Origin of the sequence: Chromobacterium subtsugae (assembly GCF_001676875.1) — a bacterium.
In the GTDB taxonomy this organism is placed as follows: Bacteria; Pseudomonadota; Gammaproteobacteria; order Burkholderiales; family Chromobacteriaceae; genus Chromobacterium; species Chromobacterium subtsugae.
Map to the genome: position 1 here is coordinate 115,738 of NZ_JYKA01000001.1, position 17,940 is coordinate 133,677.

The 17,940-nt window shown below is 60.2% G+C and carries 19 protein-coding genes; 15 read left to right on the forward strand and 4 right to left on the reverse strand.

Features of this window, described 5'->3' with window-relative positions; all coding sequences use genetic code 11:
* Positions 1 to 30: 30 nt before the first annotated feature.
* The gene (locus tag MY55_RS00570) at positions 31 to 543 is read left to right on the forward strand and encodes a PaaI family thioesterase (protein WP_047238611.1); all 513 of its coding nucleotides are present in this window, start codon (positions 31 to 33) and stop codon (positions 541 to 543) included.
* A gap of 19 nt (positions 544 to 562) precedes the next feature.
* Positions 563 to 1,135 (forward strand): hypothetical protein, encoded by a 573-nt coding sequence (locus MY55_RS00575; RefSeq protein WP_047244577.1) that lies wholly within the window; start codon positions 563 to 565, stop codon positions 1,133 to 1,135.
* Positions 1,136 to 1,139: 4 nt separating this feature from the next.
* On the opposite strand, the gene MY55_RS24365 is transcribed toward MY55_RS00575, so the two are convergent.
* Complete coding sequence (locus MY55_RS24365; RefSeq protein WP_268988525.1) at positions 1,140 to 2,234, reverse strand: HD-GYP domain-containing protein; 1,095 nt, start codon at positions 2,232 to 2,234, stop codon at positions 1,140 to 1,142.
* Between the two features lie 197 nt (positions 2,235 to 2,431).
* On the opposite strand from MY55_RS24365, the gene MY55_RS00585 reads away from it, so the two are divergent.
* Positions 2,432 to 3,277 carry a dienelactone hydrolase family protein gene (locus MY55_RS00585; protein WP_047238612.1) on the forward strand — a complete coding sequence of 282 codons (846 nt, stop codon included), beginning with the start codon at positions 2,432 to 2,434 and terminating at the stop codon, positions 3,275 to 3,277.
* A 31-nt stretch (positions 3,278 to 3,308) separates the two neighbouring features.
* Here the strand turns inward: MY55_RS00585 and MY55_RS00590 are convergent, their stop codons facing one another.
* Complete coding sequence (locus MY55_RS00590; protein WP_047238613.1) at positions 3,309 to 4,424, reverse strand: HD domain-containing phosphohydrolase; 1,116 nt, start codon at positions 4,422 to 4,424, stop codon at positions 3,309 to 3,311.
* A gap of 311 nt (positions 4,425 to 4,735) precedes the next feature.
* Here MY55_RS00590 and MY55_RS00595 point away from each other — a divergent pair, with 311 nt between their 5' ends.
* Positions 4,736 to 4,939, forward strand: a complete 204-nt coding sequence (locus MY55_RS00595) for a cold-shock protein (RefSeq protein WP_043574695.1) — start codon at positions 4,736 to 4,738, stop codon at positions 4,937 to 4,939.
* A gap of 100 nt (positions 4,940 to 5,039) precedes the next feature.
* Positions 5,040 to 5,591, forward strand: a complete 552-nt coding sequence (locus MY55_RS00600; RefSeq protein ID WP_043574693.1) for a DUF1415 domain-containing protein — start codon at positions 5,040 to 5,042, stop codon at positions 5,589 to 5,591.
* A gap of 65 nt (positions 5,592 to 5,656) precedes the next feature.
* On the opposite strand, the gene MY55_RS00605 is transcribed toward MY55_RS00600, so the two are convergent.
* The gene (locus tag MY55_RS00605) at positions 5,657 to 6,226 is read right to left on the reverse strand and encodes a lysophospholipid acyltransferase family protein (protein ID WP_043574690.1); all 570 of its coding nucleotides are present in this window, start codon (positions 6,224 to 6,226) and stop codon (positions 5,657 to 5,659) included.
* Between the two features lie 306 nt (positions 6,227 to 6,532).
* Here MY55_RS00605 and MY55_RS00610 point away from each other — a divergent pair, with 306 nt between their 5' ends.
* The 9 genes from MY55_RS00610 to MY55_RS24560 all read left to right on the forward strand — a co-directional run bounded on the left by MY55_RS00610 (position 6,533) and on the right by MY55_RS24560 (position 16,037).
* Positions 6,533 to 6,760: a glycine zipper 2TM domain-containing protein gene (locus MY55_RS00610; RefSeq protein ID WP_047239142.1), complete on the forward strand. Its 228-nt coding sequence runs from the start codon at positions 6,533 to 6,535 to the stop codon at positions 6,758 to 6,760.
* A gap of 105 nt (positions 6,761 to 6,865) precedes the next feature.
* Positions 6,866 to 8,215, forward strand: coding sequence for a deoxyguanosinetriphosphate triphosphohydrolase (locus tag MY55_RS00615; protein ID WP_043574685.1), 1,350 nt, complete (start codon positions 6,866 to 6,868; stop codon positions 8,213 to 8,215).
* Between the two features lie 19 nt (positions 8,216 to 8,234).
* Complete coding sequence (locus MY55_RS00620; RefSeq protein WP_043574683.1) at positions 8,235 to 8,879, forward strand: histidine phosphatase family protein; 645 nt, start codon at positions 8,235 to 8,237, stop codon at positions 8,877 to 8,879.
* A 111-nt stretch (positions 8,880 to 8,990) separates the two neighbouring features.
* Positions 8,991 to 9,380 carry a peptide-methionine (R)-S-oxide reductase MsrB gene (msrB, locus tag MY55_RS00625; RefSeq protein ID WP_043574680.1) on the forward strand — a complete coding sequence of 130 codons (390 nt, stop codon included), beginning with the start codon at positions 8,991 to 8,993 and terminating at the stop codon, positions 9,378 to 9,380.
* Positions 9,381 to 10,120: 740 nt separating this feature from the next.
* Complete coding sequence (locus MY55_RS00630) at positions 10,121 to 10,792, forward strand: TnsA endonuclease N-terminal domain-containing protein (RefSeq protein WP_081284597.1); 672 nt, start codon at positions 10,121 to 10,123, stop codon at positions 10,790 to 10,792.
* Between the two features lie 2 nt (positions 10,793 to 10,794).
* Positions 10,795 to 12,606: a DDE-type integrase/transposase/recombinase gene (locus MY55_RS00635; RefSeq protein WP_065201836.1), complete on the forward strand. Its 1,812-nt coding sequence runs from the start codon at positions 10,795 to 10,797 to the stop codon at positions 12,604 to 12,606.
* Positions 12,599 to 13,573: a TniB family NTP-binding protein gene (locus tag MY55_RS00640; protein ID WP_065201837.1), complete on the forward strand. Its 975-nt coding sequence runs from the start codon at positions 12,599 to 12,601 to the stop codon at positions 13,571 to 13,573. Before MY55_RS00635 ends, MY55_RS00640 begins: the two co-directional genes overlap by 8 nt.
* A 45-nt stretch (positions 13,574 to 13,618) precedes the next feature.
* Positions 13,619 to 15,466: a helix-turn-helix domain-containing protein gene (locus MY55_RS00650; protein WP_081284600.1), complete on the forward strand. Its 1,848-nt coding sequence runs from the start codon at positions 13,619 to 13,621 to the stop codon at positions 15,464 to 15,466.
* Positions 15,467 to 15,860: 394 nt separating this feature from the next.
* Complete coding sequence (locus MY55_RS24560) at positions 15,861 to 16,037, forward strand: antitoxin Xre/MbcA/ParS toxin-binding domain-containing protein (RefSeq protein WP_425266085.1); 177 nt, start codon at positions 15,861 to 15,863, stop codon at positions 16,035 to 16,037.
* Between the two features lie 39 nt (positions 16,038 to 16,076).
* Here MY55_RS24560 and MY55_RS24525 read toward each other — a convergent pair whose 3' ends face one another.
* Positions 16,077 to 16,496 (reverse strand): HigA family addiction module antitoxin, encoded by a 420-nt coding sequence (locus MY55_RS24525; protein WP_341864700.1) that lies wholly within the window; start codon positions 16,494 to 16,496, stop codon positions 16,077 to 16,079.
* A gap of 261 nt (positions 16,497 to 16,757) precedes the next feature.
* Between MY55_RS24525 and MY55_RS00665 the strand changes: the two genes are divergently transcribed.
* Complete coding sequence (locus tag MY55_RS00665; RefSeq protein WP_080509347.1) at positions 16,758 to 17,933, forward strand: sigma-70 family RNA polymerase sigma factor; 1,176 nt, start codon at positions 16,758 to 16,760, stop codon at positions 17,931 to 17,933.
* Positions 17,934 to 17,940 lie beyond the last annotated feature (7 nt).

Consider the following 17,940-nt stretch of genomic DNA (forward strand, 5'->3'; position numbering starts at 1 on the left):
TTTGAAGCCTTGCCGCCCAGGAGAGCGCCCATGCAAGACCCCAGCACCATAGAACGCAGCCTCATCGTCCAGTGGGACGACCCGATGATAGGCGCCCGCGCCGCCCGCACCCTCAGCGGCCTGGAATACCTGCGGGAAATGGAGCAAGGCCGCATCCCGCCGCCGCCCATCATGCAACTGCTCGGCTTCGAATTCGTCCGCGCCGCCGAAGGCGAGGTCGAATTCGCCTTCCGCCCGCACGAATCGCACTTCAATCCGATAGGCAGCGTCCATGGCGGCGTGATCAGCACGCTGCTGGATTCCGCGATGGCCTGCAGCGTCCACTCCACGCTGCCGAGCGGCAGGGCTTACACTACGCTGGAATTGAAAGTGAATTTCGTGCGCGCGGTGCAGCCGCGCCACGGCAGGCTGGTTTGCCGCGGCCAGGTCATCCACGCTGGCGCCCGCATGGCCACCGCCGAAGGCAAGCTGCTGGACGCGGCCGGCCGGCTGTACGCCCACGCCACCACCACTTGCATGATTTTCGACGCCGCGGCCGCTTAGTCCGCCGAAGGGACGCCCCATGCTACGCTCCGCCTTGCTGTGCCTCGCGTTCGCGCTGCTGTCCGGCTGCGCGTCGATGGCCGACCGCCTCCGCGGCTCGCTGACGCCGCCGCCCGGCCGCGCCTACGCCATCCTGTCCCTCACCGGCAAGGCCTTCAACCCCGACCTCGCCACCGTGGGCATGAGCGTCCGCGACGCGCAAGGGCGGGTGGCGGCCGAGGACGCCGCCAGCCTGCTGACCGACACGGTGTTCGGCGAGGAAGGCATGTCGCCGGTGGAAGGCAAGCTGGTGCTGCTGGACCTGCCGCCCGGCGACTACCGGCTGGCCGGCGTATGGGGGCACTGGTCCGAAGACGGCGTCTTCGGCTCCGACCTGAAAATGAAACAGTTCCGGCTGGACGCGCCCTTCCATCTGGACGCGGGCGAAACCGTTTACCTGGGCCAGGTGCAGCTGGAAATGTCCTTCCTGCCGGAAGTGAAGCTGGGCGATGAGCAAAAACGCGACTTCGGCCACATGCGCCGGGTCTGGAAGATACCGGATCTAAGCCGGGTGGCGGTGCGGCCGCTGCGGCTGGCCGGCCCGCGGCCATAGCCGCTCAGGGCTTGTACCACAGCTTGTAGAGGTAGGCTGGCTTGGTGGCCGCCGCCGTCGCCGCGACCGGCTCCAGCACCTGGTAGGCCGGCTGGCGGCTGTCGCGCAGCAAGGGATCGGCGTAAGGCGGCCCGTCCAGCTTGCGCAGCGCCGCCACCCTGGGCGTATTGGCCTTGTCGCCGCGGTGGGTGACCACCGCCACCTCATTGCTGGCCAGCAACACGAAGCTTCCGGGCGGATAGATGCCCAGCTCTTTCACCAGCAGCGACACATGCTGCGGTGGAAACCGCCCCAGTTCGCCGCGGAACAGGCTGCCCAGCACCAGCGCCGGCAGCTGCGGTTGCGGCTGGTGCACGCAGCCGCACACCAGGTCCACCATCTGCAACAGCAGCGCGTCCGGCGCCACCTCGTCGCCGGCCAGGCCCAGCGGGTAGCCATCGCCGTCCAGCTGCTCATGATGCTGCTGCACCAGCTGGTGCCAGCACTCGTCCACCACCCCGGCCTCGCGCAGCATCGCCGACCCCAGCGCCGGATGGGCGAACATCAGCCCCTGCTGGTCGGCGTTCATCGGCTCCGCCTGCCTGGCCAGCTGGTTGAGCAGGCCGGTGATGGCGATGTTCATGCTCAGCGCCGCGCCCAGCATCGGCCTCAGTTCCGCGTCGGACAAACCCAGCCGCCGCCCCAGCACCGCCAATATCGCCGCCACGTGGGCGCTCTGGGCGCTGCCTATGTCCTGGTAGGGCAGCAGGAACACGCTGGCGAGAACGCCGTCGGGATGGCGGCGGCTGATGTTGAGCAGGCCGTCCGCCATGTCCAGCAGACTGCCGGCCAGGTCGCGCACCGCCAGGCCATGCAGCAGCACGCCTTCGGCACGGCGCAGCAGAAACGCCATTTCCTGCAGCGGATTGGAGCTATTGCGCTGCTGCTCCGCCTCCTTCTCCCGCATCGCGGCGCGTTCCAGCCGCTCGCGCTCCAGCCTGGCCTCGACTTCATCGCTTTCGCCATGGCCCAGCCTGGCCAGGCGGTCGCGCTGCTCTTCGGTCAGCACGTAATGGCCCCGCTTCAGCAACAGCACGCCGTTCTTGGCATACACGTCCACCGGCGTCTGCTGTCCCGCGCGCAAAAAATTGCGCGGGAGTTTTACCTTTGGAGACGAATCCGTCATATTCCACTTGCTGAGGTTGCGCCAGCGGCATGCCGGCGGAGCTTTCAAAATTGCTTATCGCAGCCAATAGTATTTTATTCAAGTTTCGCGCGCGCCGCTCCCTCGCTGCGCCGCCACAAGGAGAGCACGACATGAGCCAGCAGGACGACATCCTCCCACGCCGCAGCTTTCTCGCCGGCGCCGGCAGCCTGGGCTTCGCGCTGGCGGCGCAGCCCATCGCCGCCAGCGCGATCCTGACGGACAGCCAGGCGCTGCAGACCGGCGCGCCGGCCATCGATACCGGCAACGGTGTGATGGCCGGCTATTACGCCAAACCCGCGCACGCCGCCGGCCCGCTGCCGCTGGTGATCGTGATCCAGGAGATCTTCGGCGTGCACGAGCACATCCGCGACCTGTGCCGCCGGCTGGCCAAGCTGGGCTATTTCGCAGTGGCGCCCGAACTGTACTTCCGCCACGGCAACCCGGCGCTGGCCCCGGACACCGACACCCTGCTGCGCGAGATCGTCGCCAAAGTCCCCGACAGCGAGGTGCAGAGCGACCTGGACGCCACCTGGCGCTGGGCCGGCGCCAACGGCGCCGACCTGAAGCGCGCCGCGGCGACCGGCTTTTGCTGGGGCGGCCGCCAAACCTGGCTGTACGCCGCCCGCAATGCCGAACTGAAAGCCGCCGCGGCCTGGTACGGCAAGCTGGAAGGGCCGGCCACCGCCAATATGCCGCGTTATCCGCTGGATATCGCCGCGGCGCTGAAGGTTCCGGTGCTGGGCCTGTACGGCGGCCAGGATCAGAGCATTCCGCTCGCGTCGGTGGAAAAGATGCGCGCCGCGCTGAAACAGGCTGGCCAGGACGACGATATCGTGGTGTACCCGGACGCCGGCCACGGCTTCAACGCCGACTACCGCCCCGGCTACAACCGCGCGGCCGCCGAAGACGCCTGGCACAAGATGCTGGATTGGTTCGCCCGCCACGGCGCGCGCTGAGCCTGGCCGTCCGGGCGCCGGGGCCATCAGCTCAGCGCCCGCCCACCGACGCCCTCGCCTCCAGCCTGGCGCGGATCACCCGGTTGAACAGCTGCAGCAGCTCCGGGTCGAACTGGCGCTCCGACGCGTTCAGCTCCACCACCGCGCGCAGCATGGAACGGCGCTGGCCCTGCTGCGCATGCTTGAGCATCACGGATTCGAACGCGTCCACCAGCGCCAGCAGGCTGGCGCCGTCGCAGATGTCTCCGCCCGCCAGGCCATCCGGATAGCCGTGGCCGTCGGGCATCTCATGATGCTGCCTGACCATCTTGGCAGCCTCCTCCCAGCCCGGCATCCGCTCCAGCAGCCCGGCCGCCCAGCCGGGATGCGCGCTCATCTGCCGCCGCTCCTCCTCGCTCATCCGCCCCACCTTCAGCCACAGCGCCTCCGGCAGCAGCATCATGCCGATATCGTGCATGTACACCGCCGCCGCCAATTGCTCCACGTTCAATGGCTGCGCCATCAGCTGATTGGTATCCAGCGCCAACGCCAGATTGCGCTCGGTGCGGCCGAAAAAGGGCGGCAGACGCTGTTCCAGCTGCAAGGCGAGCGAGCGGAAAAACTGCAGGTCGGCGAAGCGGCGCTCCGAGCGGCTACCCGTGCCGCTCGTCAACCCTGAGTCGGCCGCCGAAGCGGCCGCCACCTTGCCCATCATGCTGGACACCAGCTTGGCGCAGGCCTGCGGCACTTCGTCGGCGGACAGCTTGGGCAGCTTCTCCAGCGCGGACAGCACGGTCGGCAGCTGCAAATCGTCCAGCGCCTCGCCGTTGAACACCGCCTCCACCATCAGCACCAGCCTGTCCATCACCAGCAGCAGCACGTCGCCTATCACTTCGAGATATGGCAGCTCGCGCTGCCGGACGCGGTCCAGCAGGGTTTCCAGCGCATGGGCATAAGGCTCGACGAAATGCACCTGGCACAGACTGGCGTCGCCTTTGACGCTGTGCAGGATGCGGAACAGCTGGGCTATCTTTTCGGCATTGTCCGAGCCGTCGCCCAGCTGGCACACCAGAAGCTCAAGCTGCGGCGCGTAATCCAGCATGGCGTCGTGAAACTCCTGGAACGCAATCGGATCGACAATTTCAGGCATCTGCTGCTGCTTGGCCATGAGGAGATTCTCCGCCGGATCGTGGATGATTCAGTATATGCAACGCAGAAACTGTCGCAGGACAAACCGCCGTCGCGCGGCCAGCCGCAAGAAAATGTAAATGTCCTGGGCAGACATATTAAAGATTCGTAAAAACAGGCGATTCCTGAAGAAAACGCTTGCCATGGGCGGCAACTAGAGGCACTATGCCTCCCGCAGGATGCTCAAGTTGTGGATGTGTAGTTGTCGTAGTGGCATAGGCCGTACCTCAGTCGCCATTTCCCTTGATCTTCGTGCCTTTTATTCAACGCTCGTTTTGAGGATTTAACAAAATGGCAACCGGTACCGTTAAGTGGTTTAACGACTCCAAAGGTTTTGGCTTCATCACCCCGGACGAAGGCGGCGACGACGTGTTCGCTCACTTCTCCCAGATCAATGCCAAAGGCTTCCGCACCCTGGCTGAAAACCAGCGCGTAAGCTTCGACATCGTCGACGGCCCGAAGGGCAAGCAAGCCTCCAACATCCAGCCGATGTAATCTCCCCGAGAGATCATCAGCTTGATGAAAACCCGGACATGTCCGGGTTTTTTGCATTCCAGCCCGCCGCCGGGCTGCGCCACCCCAACCGGAGCCAACCATGCCAGACCATGAAACCGTGATCGCCGCCACCAAGACTTGGCTGGAGAAAGCCGTCATCGGCCTCAATCTCTGCCCCTTCGCCAAAGCCGTGTACGTGAAGAACCAGGTGCGCATCCGGGTGAGCGAGGCGAGCACGCCCCAGCAATTGGCCGAAGAGCTGGCCGACGAGCTGCAGCTGCTGGCTCAGGCCGACCCGGAGGAAATCGACACCACGCTGCTGGTTCATCCCAAGGTGCTGCAACGCTTCCTCGACTTCAACGACTTCCAGGACATCGCCGACGCCATCGTCGAAGAGCTGGAACTGGACGGCGTGCTGCAAGTCGCTAGCTTCCACCCCAAATTCCAGTTTGAGGGCACTGGCATAAACGACGTGGAAAACTACACCAATCGTTCGCCCTACCCCACCCTGCACCTGATACGCGAAGAAAGCATAGACCGCGCGGTGGCCGCCTTTCCGGAAGCCGAAGCCATCTACGAGCGCAATATCGAAACCATGCGCCAGCTGGGCGCGGCCGGCTGGAAGACGCTGTTCGAGCACAAAGCCGACTGAAATCCGCGCGCCATGAAAAACGGCGCAGTCTACAGACTGCGCCGCCATGGCCGCCAAACCGACCCTCAGCCCGGATAGCGCCCTACCTTATCGGCATAAAAAGCGCGAATGAGCGGCATGTCGCGCTCGATATCGCCGCTGGGCGTAAACATCGGGCCAAAGCCGCCTTCCTTGCGGCTGTAGTCCAAATAAGCCAGCGCGATCGGCACCCCTGCGCCGTGGGCGATATGGTAGAAGCCGGTTTTCCACTCCTTGACCGCCTTGCGCGTGCCCTCGGGCGGAATGGCCACCACCAGCCTGCTGCTGCGCCCGTAGACATCCACCATCTGCTGCACCAGGGAGTTGTTCTGGTGGCGCATCACCGGAATGCCGCCCAGCCAGCGCATCACCGGCCCCATCGGCCCCTTGAACAGCGTGTGCTTGCCCATCCAGTAGATCTTGGCGCGGGCGGCGAAACACAGGCCCAGCGTGATGGGGAAATCCCAGTTGCTGGTATGCGGGGCGCCTATCAGCACGTATTTGTCTAAGGCGGGAAATTCGCCTTTGAGCTTCCAGCCGCTCAGCTTCAACAGCAGCAGGGACAGCCAGCGGAACAGTTCCCGGATCACCGGGGTATCGAAAATAGTGAAATGCATGACGGCCCTGAGCAGCGGCGCGGCTCCGCGTGCAAGGCTCCGCAACCGACGCGCGCCCAGCGTCGGGGCAAGCGCCAAACACGTGGAAAAGCGCTGAACTGTACTAAATAAAATAATAACGGTAAAGGCGGCATCGCCCCCCGCCCCGCGCCAGCCGGAAAATTCCCAAGACGCCGCGACTCCAGCCCGCCAATCGTACGGGCCGATGCCTATCCCGGCATAACAATCAGTAACACAAACACCGGAACCACTGCCCCTACGCGCAGCCAAAGCCAGTGTAAACCACTCGTTTAATGGTAGGACAATATGAACACGACCATAGCCCAACCCCGCATCAGGCTGGCCGCCGCCGCGCTCATCGCCATCAGCCTGTTGTCCGGCTGCGCCAATATGTCTCATCGCCAGCAAAACACCGCCATCGGCGCAGCCGCCGGCGCGGTGCTGGGATCGGTGCTGACCGGCGGCGACGCCATCGGCACCATAGGCGGCGCCGCCGTCGGCGGCGTGATCGGCCACCAGACCGGCCGGCACTAAATCAAGCGCCAAACCGGGCCGGCTCCATGCCGGCTCTTTTGTTTTGCGGCCTTCGCCCATATCATCGATAAGGAATCCAACCTGGGCCACGCCATGAATCCAAGCATGAACTGGGAGCGACTGCTCTCCACCCGCCGCTTCAAGATCATCCAGGGCGAAGTGAAAGAAACCCGCACTCCGGCCACACAGGAAGGCGGCTCCGGGCTGCGCACCGATTTCCACATCGACCACGACCGCGTGGTGTTTTCCAGCGCCTTCCGCCGCCTGGGCCGCAAAACCCAGGTGCACCCGCTGGCGCGGCACGACCACACCCACAACCGCCTCACCCACAGCGTGGAAGTGGCCAGCGTCGGCCGCAGCCTGGGCAATCGCGTCGGCGTGATGCTGGAGCACGACGGCCTGCTGCCGCCCGGCTACACCCCGCACGACATCGGCGCCGTGGTGCAGGTGGCCTGCCTCGCGCACGACATCGGCAACCCGCCGTTCGGCCATACCGGCGAGTACGCGCTGCGCGACTGGTTCCGCGACGACAGCAACGCGCATTGGCTAAACGGCCTGTCGGCGGCGGAAATCCGCGATGTGCAAACCTATGAAGGCAATGCCCATGGCCTGCGCATGCTGGCCTCGCTGGAAATGTACAGCGGCGAGGGCGGCATGCGCCTCACCTCCGCCGCGCTGGGCACGCTGATCAAATATCCATGGACCTCCGACGCGCCGCTCGCCCGCGAGCGCGACAAGTTCAACCTCTACCGCACCGAGCTGCCCTATTTCGAACGCGTGGCGGAAGAGTTGGGCCTGCTCAGGCACAGCCCGCTGCAATGGAGCCGCCACCCGCTGTCATACCTGATGGAAGCTGCCGACGACATCTGCTACGCGATACTCGACCTGGAAGACGCGGTGGAAATCGGCATCCTTGACTTCAAGGAGTTCGAAACGCTGTTCTCCGGCTTTGCCGAACACGAGCGCGTCTGGGGCGTGCACGACGTCCGCCAGAAATGCGGCACGCTGCGCGGCGTGGCCATCGGCCGCTGCGTGACCGAGGTCGCGGAAAAATTCATGATGCACCACTCCTCGCTGCTGCGCGGCGAGTTTCCGGCCAAGGATCTGATCAACCTTTGCGAGCCGGCGGTGCAGGACGCGCTGCTGCAAGCCAAAGACCTGGCCAGCCACAAGGTATACCGCCACCGCACCAAGCTGGTGACCGAACTGGCCTCCTACCCCTGCATCGCCACCATCCTCAATGTGCTGGTGCCGGCGGTGCACGCCTTCATCACCAAGGACAGCAAGGATCTGACCCCGCGCGAACACCTGGCGATGGGCCTGTTGGACGGCCATATTCAAACTGGCGACAGCCTGTATCAGGCCTATATGAAGGTGCTGGACTTCGTCGGCGCCATGACCGACAACTACGCCGCCAACCTGGCGCGCGAGCTGTCCGGCGTCGGCATCCTGTAATGCTCAGAGAAAGGCGACAATGACTCAGCCCGTGACCCGCTTCTGCCTGGTTCGCCACGGCGAAACCGACTGGAACCGCGAATACCGGCTGCAAGGCCACACCGACATCCCCCTCAACGACACCGGCCTGGAACAGGCGATCCAGCTGGCCCGCGCCTTCTCGCCCGGCCAGCACCGTTTCGACGCGCTCTACGTCAGCGACCTCACCCGCACCCGCCAGACCGCCGCGCCCCTGGCAGACAAGCTGCGACTGGCAGCCCTCGACACGCCGCAGCTGCGCGAGCGCCATATGGGAGCGCTGCAGGGCCTCACCTATGCCGAGGCGGCGCAACGCATTCCGGACATTTACCAACGCCAGCAAACGCGCGACCCCGACTATGACTTGGAGGGAGGCGAAAGCCTGCGCCGCTTCCGCGCCCGCGTCCTGGATGGCATGGCCAGCATCGCCGCGCTGCATCCCGGCGAAGACGTGCTGATCGTCACCCACGGCGGAGTGCTGGACATCATGTACCGCGCCGCCACCGCCAAGCCGCTGGAAGACAAGCGCGACTTCCCCATTCCCAACGCCGCGCTGAACTGGCTGGATTATCAGGATGGAAGCTGGACGCTGCGGCGCTGGGCCGATGAATCGCACCTCTCCGGCGCGCTGGATGAAATCCAGTGAATCCGCCGCCGCGGCAGGATTTTTGTTAGCCTCCGGTAAGAAAGCCGCCCGCGCGGCGACCCACCATCAAGCGCCCGGCCCGCCGGGCGGGACGACACAAGGACACCCGCCATGACCATAGAGAAAACCGACGCCGAATGGCGCGCCCAACTGACGCCGGAGCAATACCGCGTGGCCCGACAATCCGGCACCGAGCGTCCGTTCAGCGGCGAACACTACTTTCACCACAAGCAGGGCGACTACTTCTGCGTCTGCTGCGGCGCGTTGCTGTTCCACAGCGACACCAAATTCGACGCCGGCTGCGGCTGGCCCAGCTTCTGGGCAGAGGCCGCCGGAGCCAACATCCAGCGCATCACCGACACCAGCCACGGCATGGTGCGCGTGGAAGTGCGCTGCTCTCAATGCGATGCCCACCTGGGCCATGTTTTTGAAGATGGCCCGGAGCCAAGCGGGGAAAGATATTGCATCAACTCGGTGTGCCTGGATTTCAAAGCGAAATAACATGTAGGGAGGTGTTGTAGGGAGGCAAGGTTATTGACAGCTCAAGGCAAATAAATTGCAACTCACTCCAAGTCGATAAAAAAAGCCTTCCATCAAAACCCCAACGGCAAATTCAATAGCATGTCGTATCAAAATTACAACACAGAATAGATTTCATCTGTTCTGTGTTTTTCATTTCAGTTCACTGCAGGATAAAAAGCAAAGCCTGCCAACTCCCCCAATATCCAATCCCCGACTTACACCTCAGTAACTCATTGAAAATTACCCATTATTCCTTCGCAAATCCGGAATCTCCTTCGGATAAAAATCCCGGGATCCAAAGAAGCATCCACGACAAAAATTGGCTTAAGTTCATCCTCGGAGCTAGCTTTATCATTCATCCACAAAATTCCAATGTCATAATTTTTCGTAGAATATAGTTTCTACGAAAAAACAGCATGTTACGCAGAAAAATTGCTGTCGCATCAAGCAGTCGACAGCTAGAATTTAGAGGAAATGCAACGAGAACATCACGAGAAAACGTGAAAGGAACACCTATGGCTACATAGCAAAAAAGGACACCCCCTAAATGTAGAGAAGTGCCCTATTGCCCGTGCGATAAAGACCAGACGGTATTAATAACCCTAAGCAAGTTCAGTATCGTCTAACGTCTCGCACTGGTCAAGCTCCCCGCACGTCTTTTTTCCCTGTCTCGAGCCTCGAGATGGAAACGTGCGCCCTAAAAATCTTAGGAGATCGACATGACCAGTCAAATCTATGCAGCTTTACTTGCCACAATTCGAGAATTACTTAATTCCAAACGCCCTGTCCGTGATGCATTCCACAAGCACGGAAATGGTTCTTATCGCGGGATGTGTCCATCAAACAAAGGGATTGACGGCTGCATCCCCTATGAATCCGGGCTAGCACGCGACGCGATCCGACTTTACAACTTGGCTCCTGAGGTCATGCTCATCATCCCGGAGCCGTTCGTTCTGGACTACGAGCTCGACGGTGAGGCCCATAGCTATACGCCAGATTTTTTGTTGCACCTACGCGACGGTCGACGCGCCGTTGTAGAGATCAAGTATCAGGAGGAAGCTGACACCCCTGAGAACCAGCGCCGTTTCCAAGTGATCGCGCCACTGATCGAATCCGCAGGTGGGCTTTTCGCGGTCTTGACCGAAAAAACGCTGCGAGACAAGGTCTTGCTGCACAACCTTGGCTTGGTTGAAGGCCAGCGTCATCGACATATCCCACTAACAGCCAAGACTGCAATGCTTCAAACCCTCAGAGAGGGCTCTGCCTCACTGGAAGCCCTCAGTAGCGCTGCAGGAGATGTCCGACTGGTCTATGCCGCCATTGGCCAGGAATGGCTAGCAGTCAGCCTCTACCAGCCACTTCGTCCCAGTACCTTGATCCGGAGGATATGATCATGTCACTCCAGATCATTCTGGAAAGCCCGGAAGGGCTTTCCGGCCAAGAACCACTGGCCAGTGCTAAACAGCGTCCATTCGACAGCCACTCCTCTCTTGCTCAAACCGCGGCTTTACGGCGGCAGGCCTATACTGACGCCTTCAATGCCCAGCGTAGCCCTTGCTACACCAAACATAAGCTGGAAGCGTTCATCCAAGACATTGCCCAACGCATCGGGGATAGCAACCCACCCTCTAGCAGTACGCTATATCGATGGCATACGCGCCTGCAAAGCAGCGGAGGCAACCCCTTGGTGCTCGTGCCTAACTTTGACCGCCGCGGAGGGAAAGGCCCGCGGATGGAAGGCGAGTTGCTCCTCTTGGCAGAGGCCGCAATTCAAACAACCTACTTGACCTTGAAGCGCCCATCCATCCGACTCACCTACGAAAAGCTGCTTATCCAGATTGCTGCTCACAACGATCAAGCGCCTGCGGATAAACAACTCAAAGTCCCCTGCTACGACACCTTCCGACGGTTGGTTCGCAATCAACCTCAGTATGAGGTAGATCTTGCCCGCTACGGGCGCGAGTACGCCCGCAAAAAGTACCGGCACAGCAGCATCACACCCACCACGATGTACCTGCTGGAACGCATCGAGATTGACCATACGCCATTCAACATCTTCGTCATCGATGAGGAGTCTATGCTGGTGCTGGGGCGCCCGTACATCACGGTGATCATCGATTGCCACACCCGCATGATCCTGGGCTTCTACTTGTCGTTCTCGCCACCCAGCATCGAGGCGGTGCTGCGTTGCTTGCAGCACGCCATCAGCAGCAAGGACTATGTGAAAGAGCGGTATCCCGACATCCAGCATGACTGGCCATGCCTTGGCATCCCCACCACTGCTGTCGTCGACAACGGATTGGAGTTTCACTCCCAGGACCTGCTGCGTGCTACTTTCGAACTGGGCATCAACTATCAGTTCTGCCCGCCCCGCACGCCGTGGTTCAAACCCATGGTCGAGCGATCACTGCGGACGCTGGCGGAACAGTTCGCCCACCAGTTGCCCGGCACCAGCTTTGCCAACTGGTTCGACCGCTACGGCTACGACCCACTGAAAGAGTCGATCGTCACCCTGTCAGAGCTGGTCCACGCCCTGCACATCTGGATCATCGACATCTACTCCCAGGCTTACCATCGAGGCCTGAAGCAGACGCCGTATGCCGCCTGGCAACGCGCGGCGGAAATCGTCACGCCTCGCACCATCGATCCTGATCGCTTACGACTGGTGCTCTCCAAGCAGGCTGAACGTGTGCTGGGTCATGCCGGCATTGAGCTACATGGCTTGCGTTACAACTGCAAAGATCTGCTCCCTTGGCGTAAACAGCTCGGCGATCGCATCAAAGTGCAGGTCCGTTTCGATCCAGACAACCTGGGCTCGATATTCGCCCTCCACCCGCAGACCAAAGAAGCTATGCCCGTGCCCTGCCTCACCCCGGACTACGCCGAAGGACTGCAACTGCACCAGCACAAGTTGATTCAGGCATCGCTGCGCAAGGAGGGCCTGGCATCCGCCGATCCGCTATCGCTGGCTCGGGCCAAGGTACGCATGCAGGAGGTGGTCGGCCAATTGCTGCAAAGCCGCAAACTGGCCGACCGCAAACGCGCCGCGCGGGCCAAAGGCGCGCACTCAAGCAAGGTGATGACCACCGGCAAACTGCCTCCTACGATTTCAGAGGACGCAGAACTCCCCCCGACAGACAGCTGGTCACCGCCCAGCACGTTGCCCGTACTCGCCCACGATCTAGAAGGAGATGGCCATGAGTGAGCGCTACACATTGGCGGATCTTCGACGGGCGGAACGGATCCAGATCCTGCATCCACAATTCAGCACAGCGTTGGAAAGACTGTCGCACAGCCATGCTCTGTCGCGCCAAGGCGCCGCGGCCAGGCATCTGCTGCTGGTTGGCGCATCCGGTACAGGCAAGACCTCTGTGCTGCTCAGCTTTGCCAAACAGCACCCCAGCTACGAAACGGAGGAGGCGACGATACGCCCAGTGGTCTATGTCCAAGTGCCCGCCCACCCCACCATCCGTGGTCTGGCAGAGGCCATTCTGATCGCGCTAGGGGCCGGCGTTCAGCTCCGGGGCAGCACCGCGGAGAAGACCAACCAGATCGTGCAGCTAATCCGCGGCGGTAAAACCGAAGCCTTGCTGCTGGATGAGTTCCATCACTTCGTCGACGCCGGCCGTAGAACCTTCGAGGAGGTCACCGAGTGGCTGAAGGCCCTGATCGATCAGATCGCCATTCCCACGGTACTGTCCGGCCTGCCAGAGTGCGAGTGGATCCTGCGCTCCAACGAGCAGTTGCGCCGTCGCTTCGCCGCCCGCGTGGCGCTGACGCCGATCGGTTTCTCCTGCAACGAGGACAAGTCCTTGTTCCGCGACGTTGTCCATGCCTGGGACACGCAGATCAATCAGGGGCGTCCAATCTGGGGACTCGCCGAGTGGGACTGCGTCAGGCGCCTGCACTATGCCAGCAATGGCCTGCTCGGCTATCTCTCCAAGGTAATTCTGGGGGCATTGGAATGTTTGATCGAACAGGAGCAGCAAGATCTCGACCAAAGCGTCTTGGCTATGGCTTTCTCCAACTATATCTGGCGAGACAGCCCGCCTGAGCTGAATCCCTTCGATGCCAACTTTGTATTCCGACGCCTAAATCAGCCTGACGAGCCATTCGAGCCGACACGGTTCTCCCGGAGGAATGCTCCAAAAGCCGCCATCCCCGCGTTGTAACCCCATGAGGATCGCCACCCAGGCGATCCTCCAACGGAACACACCATGACCTCCCCACTACTGCAGATCCGCCCCAAGCCGCAGGCGGGTGAAAGTCTGCTGGGCTATTGCCTACGTCTGGGACACGCCAACGGCTACCCCGGACAGACTTGGCTACCGTTATTCGTCAAAAAGCACGACGCCGCCAAGCAGAATCTGACCCTGCTCACCGGCCATGATCAGACAGGTTTGGAATGCCTGACAGGCCCTGCACCAGCCAGCCTGGGCCGCCACAGCCACCATCGATTCGGTCTCAAGGTGACGTACTGGAACCACCACCACCGCCGCTGGTGCCCCGTCTGTCTGGCCGAGCACGGCATCTGGCAAACGGAATGGCTGCTGACCCTGCAAATAGCCTGCCCGATTCATCGCCTGTTGCTACGAGAAAAATGCCCCGGCTGCAACCAACTCATCCGCTGGCATCAAGGCACCATGTTTACTTGCAGCTGCGGCGCCGACTTGCGCCATGCCGCCACACGTCCAGGCACCGCAGCCGAGCTGGCACTCGCCAAACTGATTGCCCAGGCCATCCGGCCACTGATTGGTTTACCCGACCTCGCTGTCAGCAATATCCCCACGCCGCCGGAGTTAGATCATCTGCACCCGGCACAGCTATGCGACCTGCTCTGGTTCTTTGGCGCCTATGCCTCGCATCGGCCCAATACCCGACCACAAAAAATAGCCGATCATGGCCGGATCGAAATCATTCAGCCCTATCTGCAGCTGGCCATGCAGATCGCTCAGCATTGGCCGCAACGCTTCCATCAGCTGCTGGAGGAGTACACGCTGCCCATACCCGGGAACACGGCATCACTGCGAGTGTACTTGCGGGAAATACATCAGGCCCTCTACCGGCTGCTGATCCATCCAGAACTGCTATTTGTACGGGAAGAATTCGAGCGTTATGTCCATGCACGCTGGCCGGACAAACTGATCCTGCAGCAGGACCTGCGCCAGGCCCATCCCATCATCAGCTTGGCCAAGGCAGCGGAACAGCTCAATCTCTCAAGAGGAGCTGTACACAAGCTGATCGAAAGCGGCGCCATCAAAGGCTGCCAATCCTCATCGGCTAAAGGGAAAGCCACTTGGATGGTGGAGCGAAGCTCGCTGGATGCCTACGCCCGCAATGAGCACGGCACGCTGACCATTTCGGAGGTGGAACGCATGCTGCGCATCACCCCAAAACGGATCCGTTTGCTGATCGAAAGTGGTTTGCTGCAACCCCTGCCCCACGATAAAAAACGTACTCGATGGTGCTTTCAACTGGAAACCATCAACGCCTTCCTGGAGCAGTTGAACCATAGCCAGATCAGCCCAGAACCGAACAATCCAGAACTGCTATCGGTGTGGGAAATCACTAAGCGGTGGATGCAAGGCAGCCAGCCCTTCTTGGCGGTGGTCCGCGCCCTGCAAGATGGCTCGCTGGAGGTTGTAGGCCGCACCCCGGCCGACCATGGCCTCCGCGCGCTGCTGGTTTCCCGACAGCAATTCACGCTCTGGCATGAGCAATACCGCCGCTCCCGCGGCTTCTTCACGGTCAGGGAGGCGGCAGCCGCCATCCAGATGGACGTCAACTTGCTCTATCACCTGATTGGCGCCGGACATGCCCACGCTAGCCAGCAGCAGTATGGCTATGAGAAGCGGATGCTGCTGGGTATCGAGGCCAAGGAGCTGGAACGGTTGACCAACAACTACATCTGGGGCGAACACTTGGCGGAAATGGTCAACAAACCGGTGCGACAGGCCGCCAGACACTTGGTTAAACAAGGACTATGTCCCCTCTATGGGCCAATGGAGAATTGCGGGGACGAGTATGTGTTTTGGCGCGCGGATGTAGCTGCAAGCCTAACTTGAGTGGATTATGCAAATTATGGGAAACCAATAATTATGGGATTCCCATAATTTTCCATCGACACGCGATAATACGAGTTCGACTGAACTGGCCTGGATATAAAGCATATTTAGCGAAGTATGTGTGGTTTATCAGAAAAAGATAAACTTATAGATCGAGCGTTGTAGCACCAGCTGGCCGGCAACCACTAAGTAGCTGGATCTTCCCACGAACACCCAAATCGAGATGATCCTCCAAGGACTACCTGCCACAGCTAGTCACGCCGTCAGCCAAGAGTTTGGCACTCCCCTTGAGTATCTATACTTGGTACTTGGTCCTTCGCCACGGCTAACCTCGCACCGCATCAGCCAGCAGCGCCTGCTAGACTCGCCGGCCAGCGAAAAACTGCTTCGCATCATGAGGATTGCCCGCGTAGCTGAAGGCATTCTGGGAAACAAGAAACTGGCCGGAACCTGGCTCCTGCAACACAACATCACGCTGAGCGCATCCCCGCTTTCGCTGATGGATACGGAATTAGGAGGCGGAATGGCTCGCCGAGTCCTCGCGTCCATTGAGCATGGCTTGCCGGTCTAAGGCGGCCAAGTAAGGTACCGCCATCGCGCTGGAGATGGGTCAGGCTGACAAGAGCTTTTCGACATGCGGCCTCGGCTTCTGCTTGGCCTGCCAAAGCTCCCAAGCCGTCTGCATGCCGAGCCACAACTCCGGACTCGTCTCCAGGGACTCGGCTAGGCGCAACGCCATATCTGCGCTAATGCCAGCGTGGCCGTGCAGAATCCGCGACAAGGCAGCCCTAGTCACCCCCAACTTACGGGCAGCTTCCGTCACACTGATGCCTTCCAGCCATTCTTGCAGCACCTCACCTGGGTGTGCAGGGTTATACATAGGGCTCATCCTGAAGGCTCCTAGCCATGACTGGTCTGTTTTGATTCTAGTAAACCTTATACGTGAGTAGTCGATCCGACGACCTGAACTGTGAAATGCTATCAAGCTAGGAGGACCTCTGAAAGTCGTGCGTTGGACATCCCTCCGCATGATACCCTATCGTCATTCGTGCATTAGATCGGCATTGCCAAGCAAGTAGAGCTGCGAGTCAATGCTCAAGTACACCTTTTCATACGGTATACGTGAGCCACTCCCCAGAATTCCGGCCCAACCAAAATTGAAACTTGCATTAGCCGCTTGGTCTAGAAGTACGATCAACGAGGTCTGGAGCAGAGACTGTTTTCGCCAATGCACGGTTTGACGGTCGATGTTTCCGTGCATTAACGGTCGTGAAAAAAACGGGGGAATTGCATGAATCGAAGGGAGAACGGCGAAGGCAATGATGACCAGCCCTTTGAAGACGAGGATGAAGTGCTAAGTGAGCCAACGTCTGTGGATGACTTAGACGACCTAGACTCTATCAGGCCGGAAGTCGTTGAAAAGGTGTTTAAGGCACTCTCGGCCGATGCTCAACGTGGTGATAGTCAGCTCCAAAGGAGCGATGTTAATCGTGCTTACTTACGCAAGAATCTTTCGATCGCTGAATGCATGGCAGTTGAGGACAGAATTCTCGCCGCAGGTTACCAAGTTCTCGATGAAGATGAAACAGATGGTGAAGGGATAACTGGTTCAAAAACATATCACTATTTGACAGAAGTTGAGGAAAAGGATTTCGGGCGTCAAATTCAGCTTGCGTTGCGTATTCCCAAAGACACAAGTGGCCTAGATCCGACCTACGTCGATCGCATACTCGGGGATGCGGAGCGAGCTAAAGCTGCATTCGTTGTCAGCAACATCCGATTCGTTGAACAGCTTGCACGGCGTTTCGGAGAGCATCAGCATTTGTCCTTAGAAGATGTAATACAAGAAGGTGTTCTTGGCCTACTCCACGCAGCCGATCTATACAACCCGGAGCGTGGCTTCCGCTTCAAGACGTATGCCGCGTGGTGGATCGAGCAGCGGATGCGGCGCGCCATTGGCAACTGCGATCGGACCATTAGGCTTCCAATCCACGTTCAACAGAAGATGGCCCAGATAAAGAAAGCCAAAAAGAAGCTGACACTAACTTGTGGCCGCCCGCCGACTTTGGAGGAACTAGCGATCGCCGTCGGGATGGAGCAAGAGAAATTGATGAAGCTTCTCTGGCACGTGGAGACCACAGACTGTGCCGAAGGAGATGTTGTCATCCGGGAAGACTCCAGCTTACTTTCCTTCGTTGCAGATTCGGCAGAATCAGTTTTTGACACAATTGTGCATCAAGAATTGAAGGAGCGGTTTCGCCATGTCTTGGCCACACTCACGCCTCAGGAAGCACACATAGTACGGATGAGGTTCGGCATTGATGTGGATCGAGAGTACACACTTGAGAGCTTGGGCAAAGATTATAACGTGACCCGCGAGCGAATTAGACAGGTTGAAGCCAAGGCCCTTAAGAAATTATGCCATCCTATCCGCAAAGATCAATTAAGCGACTTCATAGACTTATAATATGGCG